General features: G+C 68.6%; 15 protein-coding genes, 3 tRNA genes and 1 pseudogene. 13 read left to right on the top strand and 6 right to left on the bottom strand.

Annotated elements, in window-relative coordinates; all coding sequences use genetic code 11:
- Window positions 1-66 precede the first annotated feature (66 nt).
- Complete coding sequence (locus tag GOHSU_RS13805; RefSeq protein ID WP_005943015.1) at window positions 67-1,050, top strand: alpha/beta hydrolase; 984 nt, start codon at window positions 67-69, stop codon at window positions 1,048-1,050.
- On the opposite strand, the gene hisC is transcribed toward GOHSU_RS13805, so the two are convergent.
- A complete protein-coding gene (hisC, locus tag GOHSU_RS13800) occupies window positions 1,051-2,109 on the bottom strand; it encodes a histidinol-phosphate transaminase (RefSeq protein ID WP_005943011.1) in 1,059 nt (352 codons plus the stop codon).
- 118 nt (window positions 2,110-2,227) lie between these two features.
- Here hisC and GOHSU_RS13795 point away from each other — a divergent pair.
- The 3 genes from GOHSU_RS13795 to GOHSU_RS13785 all read left to right on the top strand — a co-directional run bounded on the left by GOHSU_RS13795 (window position 2,228) and on the right by GOHSU_RS13785 (window position 4,205).
- Window positions 2,228-2,316, top strand: a tRNA-Ser gene (locus tag GOHSU_RS13795).
- A 71-nt stretch (window positions 2,317-2,387) separates the two neighbouring features.
- Window positions 2,388-2,463: transfer RNA gene (locus tag GOHSU_RS13790), tRNA-Arg, on the top strand.
- A 134-nt stretch (window positions 2,464-2,597) separates the two neighbouring features.
- Window positions 2,598-4,205: a hypothetical protein gene (locus tag GOHSU_RS13785; RefSeq protein WP_024332618.1), complete on the top strand. Its 1,608-nt coding sequence runs from the start codon at window positions 2,598-2,600 to the stop codon at window positions 4,203-4,205.
- On the opposite strand, the pseudogene GOHSU_RS13780 reads toward GOHSU_RS13785, so the two are convergent.
- A pseudogene (locus tag GOHSU_RS13780) lies at window positions 4,202-4,932 on the bottom strand (SDR family NAD(P)-dependent oxidoreductase). The gene GOHSU_RS13785 and the pseudogene GOHSU_RS13780 overlap by 4 nt on opposite strands.
- Before the next feature lie 28 nt (window positions 4,933-4,960).
- Complete coding sequence (locus GOHSU_RS13775; protein WP_005943004.1) at window positions 4,961-6,529, bottom strand: long-chain-fatty-acid--CoA ligase; 1,569 nt, start codon at window positions 6,527-6,529, stop codon at window positions 4,961-4,963.
- A 342-nt stretch (window positions 6,530-6,871) separates the two neighbouring features.
- On the opposite strand from GOHSU_RS13775, the gene GOHSU_RS13770 reads away from it, so the two are divergent.
- The 3 genes from GOHSU_RS13770 to GOHSU_RS13760 are packed head-to-tail and all read left to right on the top strand — an operon-like array spanning window position 6,872 to window position 9,282.
- Complete coding sequence (locus tag GOHSU_RS13770; RefSeq protein ID WP_024332617.1) at window positions 6,872-7,891, top strand: AraC family transcriptional regulator; 1,020 nt, start codon at window positions 6,872-6,874, stop codon at window positions 7,889-7,891.
- A 49-nt stretch (window positions 7,892-7,940) separates the two neighbouring features.
- Complete coding sequence (locus GOHSU_RS13765; RefSeq protein ID WP_005942997.1) at window positions 7,941-8,672, top strand: hypothetical protein; 732 nt, start codon at window positions 7,941-7,943, stop codon at window positions 8,670-8,672.
- Window positions 8,673-8,691: 19 nt separating this feature from the next.
- Window positions 8,692-9,282, top strand: a complete 591-nt coding sequence (locus GOHSU_RS13760; RefSeq protein ID WP_005942995.1) for a putative glycolipid-binding domain-containing protein — start codon at window positions 8,692-8,694, stop codon at window positions 9,280-9,282.
- Between the two features lie 9 nt (window positions 9,283-9,291).
- Here the strand turns inward: GOHSU_RS13760 and GOHSU_RS13755 are convergent, their stop codons facing one another.
- Window positions 9,292-10,275: a prephenate dehydrogenase gene (locus GOHSU_RS13755; protein ID WP_029759834.1), complete on the bottom strand. Its 984-nt coding sequence runs from the start codon at window positions 10,273-10,275 to the stop codon at window positions 9,292-9,294.
- Window positions 10,276-10,327: 52 nt separating this feature from the next.
- Here GOHSU_RS13755 and GOHSU_RS13750 point away from each other — a divergent pair, with 52 nt between their 5' ends.
- From GOHSU_RS13750 to GOHSU_RS13735, 4 genes are all read left to right on the top strand, one after another.
- The gene (locus tag GOHSU_RS13750) at window positions 10,328-10,843 is read left to right on the top strand and encodes a tRNA adenosine deaminase-associated protein (RefSeq protein ID WP_029759833.1); all 516 of its coding nucleotides are present in this window, start codon (window positions 10,328-10,330) and stop codon (window positions 10,841-10,843) included.
- 4 nt (window positions 10,844-10,847) lie between these two features.
- Entirely contained in the window at window positions 10,848-11,303 is a 456-nt protein-coding gene (locus tag GOHSU_RS13745) for a nucleoside deaminase (protein WP_005942988.1), read from the top strand.
- A gap of 75 nt (window positions 11,304-11,378) precedes the next feature.
- A complete protein-coding gene (locus tag GOHSU_RS13740) occupies window positions 11,379-11,588 on the top strand; it encodes a hypothetical protein (RefSeq protein WP_005942986.1) in 210 nt (69 codons plus the stop codon).
- A 68-nt stretch (window positions 11,589-11,656) separates the two neighbouring features.
- Window positions 11,657-11,741: transfer RNA gene (locus GOHSU_RS13735), tRNA-Ser, on the top strand.
- 56 nt (window positions 11,742-11,797) lie between these two features.
- Here GOHSU_RS13735 and GOHSU_RS13730 read toward each other — a convergent pair.
- On the bottom strand, window positions 11,798-12,877 hold the full coding sequence (locus GOHSU_RS13730) for a D-alanine--D-alanine ligase family protein (protein ID WP_005942984.1): 1,080 nt from the start codon (window positions 12,875-12,877) through the stop codon (window positions 11,798-11,800).
- Between the two features lie 67 nt (window positions 12,878-12,944).
- On the opposite strand from GOHSU_RS13730, the gene GOHSU_RS13725 reads away from it, so the two are divergent.
- Entirely contained in the window at window positions 12,945-14,261 is a 1,317-nt protein-coding gene (locus GOHSU_RS13725) for a UDP-N-acetylmuramoyl-tripeptide--D-alanyl-D-alanine ligase (protein ID WP_005942982.1), read from the top strand.
- A gap of 7 nt (window positions 14,262-14,268) precedes the next feature.
- On the opposite strand, the gene GOHSU_RS13720 is transcribed toward GOHSU_RS13725, so the two are convergent.
- A complete protein-coding gene (locus GOHSU_RS13720; RefSeq protein ID WP_005942980.1) occupies window positions 14,269-14,733 on the bottom strand; it encodes a hypothetical protein in 465 nt (154 codons plus the stop codon).
- Between the two features lie 28 nt (window positions 14,734-14,761).
- Here GOHSU_RS13720 and tgt point away from each other — a divergent pair, with 28 nt between their 5' ends.
- Complete coding sequence (gene tgt / locus GOHSU_RS13715) at window positions 14,762-16,009, top strand: tRNA guanosine(34) transglycosylase Tgt (RefSeq protein WP_005942978.1); 1,248 nt, start codon at window positions 14,762-14,764, stop codon at window positions 16,007-16,009.
- Window positions 16,010-16,117 lie beyond the last annotated feature (108 nt).

Here is a 16,117-nt window from a genome sequence, read left to right as displayed (position 1 = left end):
CGTTTTAAGGTGATCCACAGCCAACCTTTACCGGGCTGCAACATCCGATCACTACCGTGGTGCGTCATGACCCCGCGCCGCTTCATCTCGATCCTGGCCGCCGTCACCGTTGCCTTCGGTGCCCTCGCTGCACCGGCCGAGGCGTTCGCCGCCCCGCCGGGAGCGAAGGTGCTCAAGAAGGTACAGCGAGGGCTGCACCGGACGGATCTGAACATCAAGAGTCGCGCGATGGGCGGCACGGTGCCGGTCACCGTTCTCTCGCCCGGCGGGCCGGGACCGCGCGGCACCCTGTACCTGCTCGACGGCGCCGACGGCGGCGACGAGGTGAGCGACTGGATCACCAAGGGCGGTGCCGCGAAGTTCTTCGCCGGCCAGAACGTGAACGTGGTGCTGCCGGCCGGTGGTGCCGGCTCGTTCTACACCGATTGGATGCGCAAGGACGCCAAGCTGGGCAAACCGCAGTGGGAGACCTTCCTGACCGAAGAACTGCCGCCGGTGATCGCCGAGCAGTTCGGCGCCAACGGGCGCAATGCGGTGATGGGCCTGTCGATGGGCGGGCAGTCCGCGTTCGCCCTGGCGACCAGGCACCCGCAGCTGTATCGGGGGGTCGCCTCGCTCAGCGGCTGCCCGCCGGTGTCCAGTCCGGCGAACGAGGCTTATGTGCGCACCACGGTGGCCAAGGCCGGCGGTGATGCGAACAACATGTGGGGACCGTCGGGAGCCAAGCGCTGGCGCAGCCACGACCCCTCGCTGAAGCTTGACGCTCTGCGCGGTAAGGCCATCTTCCTGGGCGCCGGTTCGGGTGCGGTGGGCCCGCTGGACTTCACCGTCAAACGTGATCCCGCCGAGGGGCCCGAAGACGCGCAGATCGCGGCGGGTTCGGCGCTGGAGATCGGTGCCTACCGCTGCTCGCTGGAGTTCGCGACCAAGCTCACCTCGGCGGGGATCGCGTTCACCCCCGGCTTCCGGCTGATCGGCACCCACAACTGGGCGTACTGGAAGCAGGACCTGCCCGAGGCGTGGCGGGCGATCGCCCCGGCTATCGCCTGATCAGCGAATCCAGTTCCGGGCGAAGTCGAGGAAGACGTCGTTCTCGGTCGGCACGGTGACCGTCACGCGCACACCCTCGCCGGCGAACGGGCGCACCACCAGCCCGGCGGCGGTGGCGGCGGCCGCGAAGGGCGCCGCCTCCTCGCCCAGTTCCAGCCAGACGAAGTTGGCCTGACTGTCGGCGACGCGATAGCCGGCCTGCCGCAGGGCATCGGTCACCCGGCCGCGCTCGGCGGCGACCAGATCGGTGCGCGCCAGCAGCTGCTCCCGGGCGCCGAGCGCGGCGATCGCGGCCACCTGGGCGAGGCTGTTGACCGAGAACGGAACGTGCACCTTGCCCAGTGCGGTGATCACCTGCGGATCGGCCACGGCGTAGCCGACCCGGAGACCGGCGAGCCCGTACGCCTTGGAGAAGGTGCGCAGCACGACGACGTTGGGGAACTCGCGGCGCAGTTCGAGGGCGTCGTAGGCGTGGGCCTGGTCGGGCCGGGTGTACTCGATATAGGCCTCGTCGAGCGCCACGATCAGATCGTCGGGTACCCGCTCGAGGAAGCGGCGCAGATCGGCGGCCTCCACGACCGTGCCGGTCGGGTTGTTCGGATTGCAGATGAAGATCAGCCGGGTGCGGTCGGTGATCGCCGCGGCCATCGCCTCCAGGTCGTAGACCGCGTCGCCGGTGAGCGGCACCTGCACCGGCGTGGCCCCGGCGACGCGGGTGGCCAGCGGGTAGGTCTCGAAGCTGCGCCAGCCGAAGAGCACCTCGTCGCCCGGTCCGCTGGTGATGGTGATCAGGTTCTGGCACAGCATCACCGAACCGCAGCCGGCCTGGATCTGGTCGGTGGTCACCCCGAGCGCCGTGGCCAGCGCCTCGGTGAGGGCCACCGCACCGTTGTCGGGGTAGCGGTTGATCCCGGTGGCAGCGGCCGCGATCGCCTCGGTGACCGCCGGCAACGGGGGTTCGACGACCTCGTTGCTGGCGAGCTTCAGCGCGCCGGGAAAGTTCTTGCCGGGAACATAGGTGGGCAGCGAGTCGAGATCGGGTCGGATGCGCAGCGTCACCCATCCAATGTAGGCCTCGCGGTTGCTGTGCCCAGCCGGTACCCGGGCGATTTGCCCCCGCTGTGGGCCCTGTGTAACCTTTCTCCACGGCGAGCGAGTCCGCAAGGACTTGAGACCAGGAGACGTGCCAGAGCGGCCGAATGGGACTCACTGCTAATGAGTTGTCTCTTGAAAAAGGGACCGGAGGTTCAAATCCTCTCGTCTCCGCTGACCGGGTTCGCCCGGACAACCGAATAGCGTCGAACGACAGACGTTCTGTATAGTCGTTCGAGGTACACGCGCCCGTAGCTCAACGGATAGAGCATCTGACTACGGATCAGAAGGTTTGGGGTTCGAATCCCTACGGGCGCACCACCAGCACAGAGGCCCTTCCCGGATCGCCGGGGGAGGGCCTCTGTCGTCGGCGGGCACGGGCTGAGAATCCCGCAGGCTACGATTCCGGAGAAACAGTCGATGGAACGTGTTCCAATTCTGCGAGGGGTCCGACGATGAGGCACGGCGTGATCAGGGCGATGATCGGTATGACGATCGCGGCGATGACGGCACTGGGCGGGATCGGCGTTCCGGCCCCGGCCTCGGCCGAACCGAAACCCGCCGCGACCGCCGGACCGCTGGCCTGCGTGCCGATGCTGAGCACCTTTCAGGTGGTCCTGCCTCTGCCCGGTCTGTTCCTGCCGCTCCCCAGCATTCGGGGAGTGTCGGAGTTCCGCGACCTGCCCGCCGCACCGCACGGTCTGAACCTGCCCACCCGCGTCGACTACCGGGACGCGAGCCAGGGTTTCAACGGTTTCGCCGAATTCGCGTTGCGCCGCGGTTCGCTGTACACCCGGGCCCGCGACTCCGGGGCCACCTGGCGCAAGGTCGCCACCCCGGGCTGCCTCGACGGGCGGATCGTCTCGATGTCGGTCGACTCCAACATGGTGGTCGCACTCGATCGCAACGGCTGGATCTACTCGATGGACAACGTGCTGTCGGGGCCGATGCTCTGGAACTGGACCCGGCTGTTCGGCTCACCCATCTGGCTCTGGCCCGGCATCCAGGTCCCCGAGCACGGGCAGGACCGCAACAAGTGGTCCATCAGCCACCGGATGTCGGAGAGCTTCGTCGATGCGCGCGGCTTCACCCATCCCACCCAGGCCGGACTGGTCCAGTTGGTCAGCCTGGCCGGTGACGGCTCACGCATCGTCTACCAGGATCCATGGCTGCCGCCCGACCACAGCTACGAGATCGGCGGCCCGCTGGGCGGCCGGTTCATCGCCGAATCGATCTCCGGCTCGGGTTCGGTCACCTTTGTGATGAACCGCTACGGCGATATGTACACCCGCAAATACGATCTGGACCTGGCCGGCTCCAACGAGATCCCGGGCCGCTACACCTGGCAGATCCAGCCCCGGAACACCCCGTCGGCGCCCGATCAGCTGCAGGAGCGGTTCAACCCGGGATTCGCGGCCATCTCGCTGCCGGCTCCGGAGTGGCAGCACCAGCCGAAGATCCCCGGCGAGATCACCTCGCGGATCTCCATCCACGACGACGGCCGCCGAATGGAGAACCGCCAGTTGCGGGTCGAAGGCCGCAGCAACGGCCGCACCGGCTACTGGCACAAGGGCCTGAACGAGCGGGCCTGGACGTTCACCGCCACTGGCCAGAACCTGGTCGACGAGGTGCTCACCGGTGCCGATCCGTCCACCGACCAGTCGGCCCAGACCCTGGCCGCACCCAGCGGAGTGGACTTCGCCGGCCGTCTGCCGGGCGGGTGGACGGCGCGCATCGACGACTACGACTGGGCGCAGACCACCAACCCGGTCACCCTCACCGCGCCGTCCGGGCGTACCTATCGGGCGTTCATGCACACCACCGACGGTCTGCGGTTCGTTCCCCGCGGCTCCGGCCTGGACACCGAGCCGCGCACGCTGGCCGGTGCCCTCGACGTGACCAAGGCCGGTGCCTCGCCGGAACTGACCCGGTTCGTCAACTCGGTGCTGGACGGCCGCAGGATCTACGAGATCAGCCTGTCGGCCACGAAGAGCAGGCTGGTGATCTCACCGGCAGGGCTGCTCACCCAGCCGATGGTCACGCTGACGCGCCGAACTGGCTAGACCGTCAGATAGCCGCCGTCGACCGGCAGTACGACGCCTGTGACGAAGGACGAGTCCGGACCGGCGAGGAAGGCGATGGCCTTGGCGACTTCGACCGGTGCGCCGAAACGCCCAGGGGAGTGCGCGCCAGGAGCCCGGTGTAGACCTCGGGAGCGACGGTCTGCACCGACTCGAGCAGTGGCGTCTCGATCCAGCCGGGGGCCACGGCATTGCACCGGATGCCTGAACCTGCATGCAGCTGTGCCAGCGATTTGGTCAGCTGGACCACGGCGCCCTTGCTCGCCGCGTAGCCCGGTCCGTCGGCCGAACCGAAGGTACTCAGCATGGAGGCCAGCGTCACGATCGTTCCCCGGCCGCTGCGCGCCAGCAGCGGAGCGCTCTTGTAGGCGAAGTACTGCACTGCGAGCAGATTGATCGCGATGACCTTGTCGAAGCCGTCCGGCGTCAGCTCGGCCTCGCCGAGCGTGACCCCGGCGGCGGGGACGAGGACATCCAGTTCGGTGAGCCGGTCGAAGAACTCGTCGACCTTCGGTCGATCGGTGACATCGAGTTCGGTGGCGGTGATGTCCAGGCCGTCGGGGAACCCGGCGGCGTCGGCGCCGAGCCCGACCGCGTGGACGGTGGCGCCGAGGCGAGCGACGTGTTCGGCGGTGGCGGCGCCGATTCCGGAGGTCCCGCCGGTGACGAGAACGGTGTGGCCGGCGAAGGGAGTGGTCGGGTCGGTCATGAGAATCTTTCCTGTCGGTAGTGGGGACTCAGCGCAGCTGGCCTGCGGGACTGTAGCGGTCACGGAGATTTCGTTTGAGGATCTTGCCCGCGCCCGACTTGGGCAGGGCTTCGTCGACGATGTGGATCACCCGCGGCACCTTGTATCCGGCGATCAGATCTCGGCAGTGGTCCCGGAGCTCCTCGACCAGCTCGTCGCCGTCGCGCCGCAGCACCACCGCCGCGGTGACGGCCTCGCCCCACCGTGGATCCGGAGTCCCGAAGACCGCGACCTCGATGACGTCGGGATGCCGGTAGAGCGCGTTCTCGACCTCGGTGGAATAGACGTTCTCACCGCCGGTGATGATCATGTCTTTGAGCCGGTCGACGACGTACAGGTAGCCGCTGCCGTCGAGGTATCCCATATCGCCGGTGTGGAACCAGCCGTCGATGAGCACGTCGGCGGTCTCGTCGGGCTTGTTCAGGTATCCCTGCATCACGTTCATCCCCCGCACGGTGATCTCGCCGACATCGCCGGTCGGCAACGGCGAGCCCTGCGGATCGCGGATGACCACGTCCACGCCCACGATGGGCCGGCCCGCCGACCGCAGTCGTGCCTGCGCTTCCGGACTGGTCGCGGCGATACCGTCGCGATGGTCCTCGTGCGTCAGGAAGGTGACGATCGGTGCGGCCTCGGTCATGCCGTACACCTGGCAGAAGTCGCACCCCAGAGTCTGGATCGCGGTGCGCAGCAGGGCCGTCGGCATCGGCGAGGCGCCGTAGAGCACCGATTGCAGGGTGCTCAGGTCGCGGTCGCCGAGCGGCTCGGAGAGCAGCATGGTCAGCATCGTCGGCACCAGCATCGCGCGGGTGACACCTTCGCGTTCGACGGTCTCCAGCCAGAGTTCTCGGTCGAACCCGCCGATGATCACATGCGTGCCGCCGACCCAGGTCAGCGCGACCGTCGAGGCTCCGTCGGCCAGATGGAACATCGGCCCGGCGTGCAGGTAGGTGTCGTGGTGGGTGTAGCGCAAGCAGATCAGGGCGTGCTTGGCGTTCGCGATCAGATTGTCGTGTGAGAGCAGCACCCCCTTGGGGCGTCCCGTCGTTCCGCCGGTGTAGAAGATGCCGGCCACGTCGTCGCCGCCGACGATCACCGGCTGCGGTGACCGCCCGCTGGTTGTGAACACCTCGAAGTCGAGGCAGTCCTCCGGCGCTGTCCCGCCGCCGCAGTAGATCAGGGTGTCCAGAGAGGGGCAGCGGGTGCGCAGGGCCCGTCCCGTTTCGAGGAAGGCATCGTCGACGAGCAATAGCCGGGTGGCCGAATCGTCGATGATGTAGGCGATTTCGGTCTCCGAGAGCCGCGTGTTGATCTCGTTGAGTACGCGGCCGCTCCGCGGTACGCCCAGCCATGCGACCAGGTGTGCCCGGCTGTTGAGGGCCAGCACGCCGACCACGTCGCCGGCGATGAGACCGGCCTCGCCGAGTGCGGCGTCGAAGGAACGAACGCGCGCATCGAGATCGCGGTAGGTCCATCGGTGGTCGCCGTCGACCATGGCGGTCTCATCGCCGAACAGGGCGACGGCGCGGTCCAGTGCTGCAGAGATGTTCGCTGTCATCACGATGCCTTCCTCGGGACGGTGCAGGTCAGCGGCTGTAGATGCAGCTGCCGCCGATGACGAACTCGGGGACCTCATCGCCCTGAGCCTCCAGGATGGCGCGGTAGGCCTCCCGGGTGTTGGCCGCATCCATGTGGCCGACGAAGTTGCGAGGATGTCGTGGGCCCAGGGAACCGTCTTGGTCTGCATGGTCAGGGCCAGAGGGATGTCGATGGTGGTCATGGGATCTTCCTTCGTTCTTCTGTGGGCTGGCGGACTCGAATTCGTCGCCTGTGTTCAGACTCACAGCAAGTCCTGGGCATTTCTTGACACAAGACGACGATGTTTTTACATTTGGCGACTATGGCGGACCTGATTCGAGGATCGTCGTTGACGAACCTGCCGGAACTGATCACTGCGCACGGGGGCGACCCGGAGATATATCTGCGGGGTGCGGGTATCGATCTGCGCAGCGTCGGCGACTACAACCGCTACATCCGGTACTCGGCGCTGGCGAAGACGCTGGGGACCGCGGCCGAAGAGCTCGGTCTGGCCGATCTGGGCCTGCGCCTGTCGCGGCGGCAGAATCTGGAGATGCTCGGACCGATCGCCGCGCTGGCGCGCAATGCCGACTCGGTCGAGGCCGGCCTGCTCGGTGTCATCAAATATCTGCATACGTATTCCCCGGCGATTCGGTCGCACCTGAGGGTGGGGGCCCGGCTGTCGTCGTTCGAGTTCGAGATCGTGCTTCCCCGGGTGCCCTACCGCGCCCAGATGGTCGAATTGTCGCTGGGCGTGATCAGCGGCATGTTCGAGCTGATGACCGATGCCGGATTCCGGGCCTCGCGAATCGCCTTCCAGCATGCGCAGATCTCCAGCGCCGACACCTATCTGGACTGCTTTCAGGCCCCGGTCGAATTCGATGCCGAAGCCGACGCGCTGGTGTTCCCCACCGGGCTGTTGAGTCGGGCGATCCCGGGAAAGGACGGGCTCGCCTATGCGCTGGCCACCCGATACCTGGGCGAACAGCACCGCTACCCGAGCGTCGACAAGCACGTGGTGGAGCTGATCGGCAAGCTGTTGCCCGTCGGCCAGGCCACCCTGGTAGACATCGCCGGGGTGCTGTTGATGCACCCGCGCGCTTTGCAGCGTCAGCTCGCCGAGGCCGGTACGACCTTCGAAGGACTCCTCGACGAGCGGCGGGTGGCCCTAGCCAGGGAACTGCTGGCGGTACCGGATCTGCCGTTGTCGGTGGTGGCCACCCGCCTGGGCTACAGCGAACAGAGTTCGCTGACCCGCAGTTGCCGGCGCTGGTTCGGTGTCACGCCGCTGGCGGTACGACGTGAACTCGGGCGCCAGGAGTCTCATCCGCGACCGCTGTGAACCCGCGACAGGTCGGTGAGTCCGATACCCGTCGGTCACAATGGAGACCATGACCCGGCCTCCGCACACCCCGCGACCCGCCCCGCCGTACCGGCCGCCGGTCGCCCGTGGGCAGAGCTACCCGCCGCTGGGCTTCGCCGACGACGGCACCCCGCGTTACGAATACACCGCGCCGACCCCGGCCGCCGCCACACCGCCGCCGGACCAGCCGCCGGCCCCTCCGCAACCGCCGGCGGCCACCCCGCCCCCGCCGAAACGAGACCCGGTGCGGCAGGTGGTGACCTGGCTGGCCGTGGCGCTGGCGGGGATCCTGGTGGTCGCCTTCGCCCTCACCCTGTTCAGCTCCGGCGGGGACGACACCGCCGATCAGATCCGATCCGCACCGCCTGCCAGCCAGCCGCTCGACGACCCGTACCTCGACGGCAACGAGGACCCGAACCCGCCGGAAACGGTGCTGCCCCCACGTCCGAGTACACCGCGGTCCCTGCCGTCGGCACCCCGGTCGGCACGGCCGCAGGGGCCGCTGCAAGAGGTCCGCTACGAAGTGGTCACGCAGGTTCCGGCGACCGTCTTCTTCGCCGATCAGGGGCGCTCCCGGTGGGCCCGCATCCCCGCCGGCGGGTGGGAGCTGATCACCAAGACGCAGGGCAACGGGCAGATCACCGTCTTCGTGGAAAAGGGCAGTGCTGCGGAGTGCTCGATCGTCGTCGGCGGCCGGGAGGTGGCCGCCGAGCGGCTCGATCCGACGTCTGGGCCGGGGATACTCACCTGCCGGGGCTGACAAGGGTTACCGTAGAGGCGTGTCTGCAACCTCCAACCTCAAGGCCATGCTCACTTGGCGCGGTGCCGACGCCGGCAGCATGGAGCAGGTCCGGCTGAATCTTCGCGGCGCACGCATCCGTGCCTATGGGCGGATCATCAGCGCGGCCACCGACGAGTACGAAGCTTTTTCGGTCTCGTACGAGCTGGTGACCACCGATTCGGGAGCGACCCGCAGACTGTCGGCGCGGATGCTCAAAGCCAGCGGGGAGATCTCGCTGGACATCAGCCGCGATATGGACGGCCGCTGGATGGTGCAGACCCCCGACAGCGTGGTCCACAGCGAGTTCGGCGGCGCCGACACCGTGGACCTGTGGCATTCGCCGTTCCTCAAGTCGCTGGTGGTGCGTCGGTACGGGTTGATCGAAGAGCGTGCCGCCATCGACATCCCGGTGGTCGAACTGATCCTGCCGAGTTGCAGTGTCGACCTGATCGACAAGTCGTACGACTTCGCCGGCCTCGGGGCCGACGGCGGTGTCGCCCGGCTCACCTCGATGCGGGGCAGCTGGGAACTGAAGGTCGACGAACACGGTCTGGTCACCGACTTCCCCGGCATCGCCGACCGGATCTGATCCGTCCGGTCAGCCGACCCACACCCGGGCCTGGTGGGCCTGTCTCCGGAGCTCCTGCGCCCAACCGGCCTCGCCGACCCGGACGTTCTCGATCGGTGCGGGTTCGGCGGCGGCGATCTGCTGGTACCGGCGGCGAGCCCGGTGACCGTCGTCGACGATCACCTCGACACTGCCGTGATCGCGCAGCGCATCGCGGGCCGCAGTCAACCGGTCGATGGTCTCACTCAACGTGTTCAGCAGCGCGTTCGCATTGCCCTCGAGCATGGCGCGCTGCAGCTGCGGAGCGGTGCCGGCGACCCGGGTTCCGTCCCGGAAACTGCCGGCGGCCAGCCGCAGTGCCAGTTCGCTCTCCCCGGCGCCGACCGTCGCGGTGACCGCGGCGGTCAGATGCGGATTGTGTGAGATCGCTGCGACCGCCCGGTCGTGGGCGTCGGCGGCGGCCGGCACCACGTAGGCGCCGGCGGCCCGGGCCAGATCTGCCACCCTCAGCCAGTCGTCCGGATCGGTGCCGTCGTGCGTGGTCACCATCCACATCGCGCCGGTGAACAATTCCGGATCGGTCGCCGCCCAGCCGGACTCGGCGGTGCCGGCCATCGGGTGGCCGCCGACGTAGCGGGCTCGCGGATGATGCTCGGCGACGATCCGGCCGACCTCCTCCTTGACGCTGACCACATCGGTCAGCAGGCAGCCGGGGGCGTGCTCGGCAACGGCGACGACCAGTGCGGGCAGCGCCGGCAGCGGGGCGGCCAGCACCACGAGGGCATCGTCGGCGGCCGCGCGGGTCAGCACGGAGGCCAGATCGGCGGTGGCGTCGTAGCCCGCCGCGGTCGCGTCGGCGACCGTGCCGGGGGACCGGTTGTATCCGTAGACCGGCCGCGGCTCGGCCGCCGCGGGGTCGGCGAGCCTGCGCAGCAGGGATCCGCCGATCAGGCCGAGACCGAGGATGCAGACCGGGCGTGCATTGTCGTGAACCACCGATTCAGCGTCGCACATCACGGGGCGATATGACTTGGGGGAGGGGGTGAAACCGGCTACCGTGGCCTGCATGGGATCCGCCGCCGACCACACCTCCGATATCGATGGTTACGCGGTCGCGGTGGTCCGCGAAGAGACCGGCTGGAAGGTCACTCCGCTGTCCGGCGGGGCCCTGGACAGCCTGCAGGAGGCCGAGCAGCAGCTGCGGGAGCTGCGGGCGGCCGGTGCGGTCTTCGGGCTGCTGAACGTGGACGACGAGTTCTTCATCGTCATTCGCCCGTCCCCCAGTGGTGCGCGACTGCTGCTCTCGGACGCCACCGCCGCCGTCGACTACGACATCGCCGAGGACGTGCTCGAGCGTCTACACATCGACGTCCCCGATCTGGATCCGGACGACGTCGACGACGTCGACCCGTGGGAGGAAGGCGATGTGGCGGTGCTGGCCGATCTGGGTCTGCCCGACGGGGTGATGAGCATCATCGTCGGTGACACCGACCTGTATGCCGACGAACAGCTCGGCATGATCGCCGCACGCCTGGGGTTCGCCGACGAACTGTCCGGGGTGCTCGACGACCTCGGGGACTGAGCCGGTGCCCGCGCAGGCGCAGATCCGCGCGGCGCTGGCCGCGGCACGGAGCGCGCCCGCAGAAGACGTGCCCATCGGTGCGGTCGTCTTCGGCCCCGACGGCCGGGAGCTGGCCCGCGCCGCCAACCGTCGTGAAGCCGACGGCGATCCGACCGCCCACGCCGAGATCCTCGCCCTGCGCGAAGCCGCCCGTGTCCACGGGGACGGCTGGCGGCTGGAGGGATGCACGCTGGCGGTGACGGTGGAGCCGTGTGCGATGTGTGCCGGAGCGATCGGTCTGGCCCGCATCTCCTCGCTGGTCTTCGGCGCCTACGAGCCCAAGACCGGTGCGGTCGGTTCGCAGTGGGATCTGCTGCGTGACCGGCGGTTGAGCTGGCGTCCCGAGGTACGCGGCGGGGTCCTGGCGCGCGAGTGCGCCGCCCTGCTCGAGGAGTTCTTCGCCGTCCGGCGTCCCCGGTGACGAAGCCGGTGCCGCGGACTAGAATCGGACACGTGCGCCGTCGTTGCGACGCGCCAGTAGACGAAGGGAACCAACATGTCGGAACTGTCGGACAAGATCAGCGGAATCGTGGACCAGGTCAAGGACAAGGTCGGCGAGCTCGCCGACAACGAGACCGTCTCCGGTGTCGTCGACCAGGTCAAGGAGAAGGTCGGCGAGCTGGCCGATAACGAGCAGGTCAAGGGTGTCATCGGCAGCGTGACCGAGAAGGCCGGCGAGGTCAAGGACAAGCTGGCGGGCAACTGAATTCGCGTGCAGCGGGTAGCTGACCAGCGGATTTAATTCCCGGTCGGCGCTCGGGTACAGTTTTCCGCGGTGGCGTGTCCGAGTGGCCGAAGGTGCAGCACTCGAAATGCTGTGTGCGGCAACGCACCAGGGGTTCAAATCCCCTCGCCACCGCGCAAGGCCCCTGATCTGCAATGCAGGTCAGGGGCCTTTTCACTGCGCGGGTCCGGTCAGTGCTCCAGGGAGAAGCCGCTACGACGACGATGGGTGGCCCGAGCCAGTTCCACCAGGCGGTCGATCAGCTCCGGGTACGAGACCCCCGTGGCCTCCCACATCTTCGGGTACATCGACGCCGGGGTGAACCCGGGGATCGTATTGATCTCGTTGAGCAGCCAGCCGCGGCCGCCTTCCTCGTAGAAGAAGTCGACCCGGGCCATCCCCGCGCACCGCAGGGCGACGAAGGCGCGGGCGGCCAGCCGGCGGACCTCGGCGATGGCGGCGTCGGACAGTTCAGCCGGGATCACCAGTTCGGCGGCGCCGGTGATGTACTTGTCCTCGTAGTCGTAGAAGTCGCTGCCGGGCCGGACCTCGCCGGGCAGGGTGGTCGCGCCGATACCGTTGCCGAGCACGCCGACCTCGATCTCGCGGGCGGTCACGGCCTCCTCGACCACGACCACATCGTCGTACCGCAGTGCCAGGGTGATCGCGTCGTACAGTTCGGCGGCGGACTCGGCGCGGGTGACGCCCACCGACGAGCCCATATTGGCGGGTTTGACGAAGACCGGCAGGCCCAGGACGGCGATCGCCTCGGCGGCGAAGGTCTCCGGCTCGTCGACTCCGTACCGCAGGGTGAGCCAGCGGCACTGCGGGATCTCGGCGCGCGCGGCGACCTCTTTGGCCATTCCCTTGTCCATGCACAGGGCCGAGGAGAGCACACCGCAGCCCACATAGGGGACGGTCAGCATCTCGAGCAGCCCCTGGACGGTGCCGTCTTCGCCGTGCGGTCCGTGCAGCAGCGGCAGCACTACCGTCTCGCCGCTGCCGGCGGGAGCGTCGGTGAGGACCTGCACTGGATCGACCACCGGTCCGGTGATGTCCAGGCTGGAACCCAGATCCTCGCCGGCGGTCAGCGCAGCGGCGGCGGTGTCGTTGCGATGCCAGGTCCCGTCCTTGGCGATGCCGACCGGAACCAGGGTGTACCTGGTGCGATCGGCGGCGGCCAGTACGTGCGCGGCCGAGATCCGGGAGACATCGTGTTCGGCGGAGACCCCGCCGTAGAGGACCACCAGTCGCAGGAGGGGAGAACTCATGGGGTCAGGATACTGATCGGTGATATCGGCTGCCGCCGCGCTGGCCCCGGCGGGTAGCGTTTGGCGTGTGCACCTGTTCACCAGTCAGATCGCGGCCGCCACCGGCGGCGTCCTCCACGGCCCCGATGTCCGGGTCGACTCGGCCGGTATCGATTCGCGTTCGGCCCGGCCGGGCCAGTTGTTCGTTCCGATCGTCGCCGCCCGCGACGGGCACGATTTCATCGGCGCCGCCGTCGCGGCGGGAGCCACCGCCTACCTGACCGATCGTGCCCCCGACCCCGCAGTGCGGGCCACCGCCGTCCAGGTCGCCGACACCGCGATCGCGCTGGCCGCGCTGGGGCGCGAGGCGCGCCGCCAGGTACCCGACCGGGTCGTCGGGGTCACCGGATCGGTCGGCAAGACCTCCACCAAGGATCTGCTGGCGGGGGTGCTGGAGACGACTTTCCGCACCGCCGCCAGCGAGAAGAGTTTCAACAACGAACTGGGTCTGCCGCTGACCCTGCTGGGTGCGCCGGACGACACCGAAGCGGTGGTGCTGGAGATGGGCGCCCGCGGCGTCGGGCACATCCAGTTGCTGTGCGAGATCGCCTCGCCCACCGTCGGGGTGTTGACCCGCGTGGAGGGCGTGCATCTGGAGATGTTCGGCTCGCTGGCCGATGTCGCGCGCGCCAAGGGGGAACTGGTCGAAGCGCTGCCTGCCGACGGGCTGGCGGTGCTCAACGCCGACCATGAACTGGTGGCCGCGATGCACACCCGCACCCAGGCGCGGACCCTGTTCTACGGATCCGGGGGCGGCGCCGATGTGCGTGCCGAGAACGTTCTGCTCGACGATCAGCTGCGCGCCAGCTTCGATCTGGTGACTCCGTGGGGCGCCACCCGGGTGGCACTCGGGGCGCGCGGGGAACACCAGGTCCCCAATGCACTGGCCGCCGCGGCCGCCGGCGGCGGCCTGGGAGTGCCGATCGAGGCGATCGCCGCCGGTCTGGCGCAGGCCCGGCTGTCTGGACTCCGGATGGAACTGACCACCACCGCCGCGGGCGTGCGGGTGATCAACGACGCCTACAACGCCAATCCGACGTCGATGGCGGCCGCACTGGATTCACTGGGGCGGCTGACGGCCGCGCGCCGGTTCGCGGTCCTGGGCACCATGGCCGAACTCGGTGCGGACGGTCCGGCCGCGCACCGGGGCATCGCCGAACACGCGCGTGCGCTGGGTATCACGGTGATCGCCGTCGACGAGCCCGACTACGGGGAGTCGGTGACCCACGTCGCCGATGTGGACGCCGCGGTCGCCGCGTTGGGGGACCTGTCCGACGGGGACGCGGTTCTGGTCAAGGGCAGCCGGGTCGCCGCACTCGAGCGTGTGGCCGATGCGCTGATCTGAGGCCGCCTCAGATCGCGGTGAACGCGATGATCTGGTTGTCCTTGGTGCAGCGGGCCAACTCGCCGTGTGTCTCGGCCGACGGCCCGCAATCCCAGCCGGACACGGTCTGCGGCTCGCCGGTGGAGATGAGCGGGCTGTACTGTTTGGCGATCGACATCGCGGTCTCGCAGGTCACATCGCCGCCGGCCAGCCGCACGAACAGAGAGCCGTCGGGGCCCCCGACCCGGCCGCATTCGTCGGCGTCCTTGGGTGCACTGGAAGGCGACTCCGCCGAGTCGCGGCTTGGTGGGCTCACGCCGCCTACCACGGGAATGCTGCGGTCGGCCGGTGGTGTGTGGGCGGCCTGACTGGAATCGGGGGCCTGCTGTTCGGTGCCGCAGCCGGCCAGGATCAGGCCGAGCCCGGCGGCGAACAGGACGGTGGCGGCTCGCGCGCGGGTGCGCGTCGACCCGGCGATGCATATCGGCGTCATTCCCTTACGCTATGGGAGAATCGCCCGCGTGACCACCAGTGAGTTCGTTGCACGCAGCACCCTGCACGGCACCGCGGGACGGACCGGGATCATCCGCACCCCGCACGGTGACATCGCCACCCCCGCCTTTATCCCGGTCGGCACCAAGGCGACGGTCAAGACGGTGCTGCCCGAAGCGGTGGCCGCGCTGGGGGCTCAGGCGGTACTGGCCAACGCGTACCACCTCTATCTGCAGCCGGGTCCGGAGATCGTCGACGCCGCCGGCGGTCTGGGCGCTTTCATGAACTGGCCCGGACCGACCTACACCGACAGCGGCGGCTTCCAGGTGATGAGCCTGGGCGTGGGCTTCAAGAAGGTCATCTCGATGGATGTCGAGGGTCGCCAGGACGACTCGGCAGTCGCTGAAGGAAAGGAACGGCTGGCCGACGTCGACGACGACGGCGTCACCTTCAAGTCCCATCTGGACGGATCCCGCCACCGGTTCACCCCCGAGGTGTCCATGCAGATCCAGCACCAGCTGGGCGCCGACATCATCTTCGCCTTCGACGAGCTGACCACGCTGATGAACACCCGCGGCTACCAGGAGAGTTCGCTCGAGCGCACCCGGCAGTGGGCGATCCGCTGCCTGGCCGAACACAACCGGCTCTCGACCGCCCGGACCCATCGGCCGCAGCAGTCGCTGTGGGGAGTCGTGCAGGGCGCCCAGTACGAGGACCTGCGCCGTAAGGCCACCCGGGACCTGCTCGAACTGTCCCGGATCGACCGGGACGCCGGCGGCAAGGGGTTCGGCGGTTACGGCATCGGCGGGGCGCTGGAGAAGGCGAACCTGGGCACCATCGTCGGTTGGGTCACCGACGAGCTGCCCGAGGATGCGCCGCGCCACCTGCTGGGCATCAGCGAACCCGACGACATCTTCACGGCCATCGAGAACGGTGCCGACACCTTCGACTGCGTGTCACCGACCCGGGTCGCCCGCAACGGCGCGATCTACTCCTTCGACGGGCGCTACAACATCACCAACGCCAGATACAAGGCCGATTTCTCGCCGCTGGATGCCGAACTGGACAACTACTCCACCCAGTACACCCGCGCCTACCTGCACCATCTGTTCCGGGCGAAGGAAGGTCTCGCCGCGACGCTGGCGACCCTGCACAACCTGTCGTTCACGGTGACTCTGGTCGACCGTGCCCGCCGCGCCATCGACGCGGGGAACTACTTCGAATACCGCGACGAATTCCTGGCCCGGTACTACGCGGGAGCCGCCCGCCGGACCTGACCGCGTCACGCAGAGCCGGAGGAAAAATGCCGCTGTTCGATACACCGGGCGGGCGCAGCGCGATCTCGTGTTCCGTTTCCTCCCCGGAGAGGTCGGAAACGGAACACA

The sequence above is a fragment of the Gordonia hirsuta DSM 44140 = NBRC 16056 genome (assembly GCF_000333015.1).
Classification (GTDB): Bacteria; Actinomycetota; Actinomycetes; order Mycobacteriales; family Mycobacteriaceae; genus Gordonia; species Gordonia hirsuta.
This window is presented reverse-complemented; position numbering and strand designations above follow the sequence as displayed.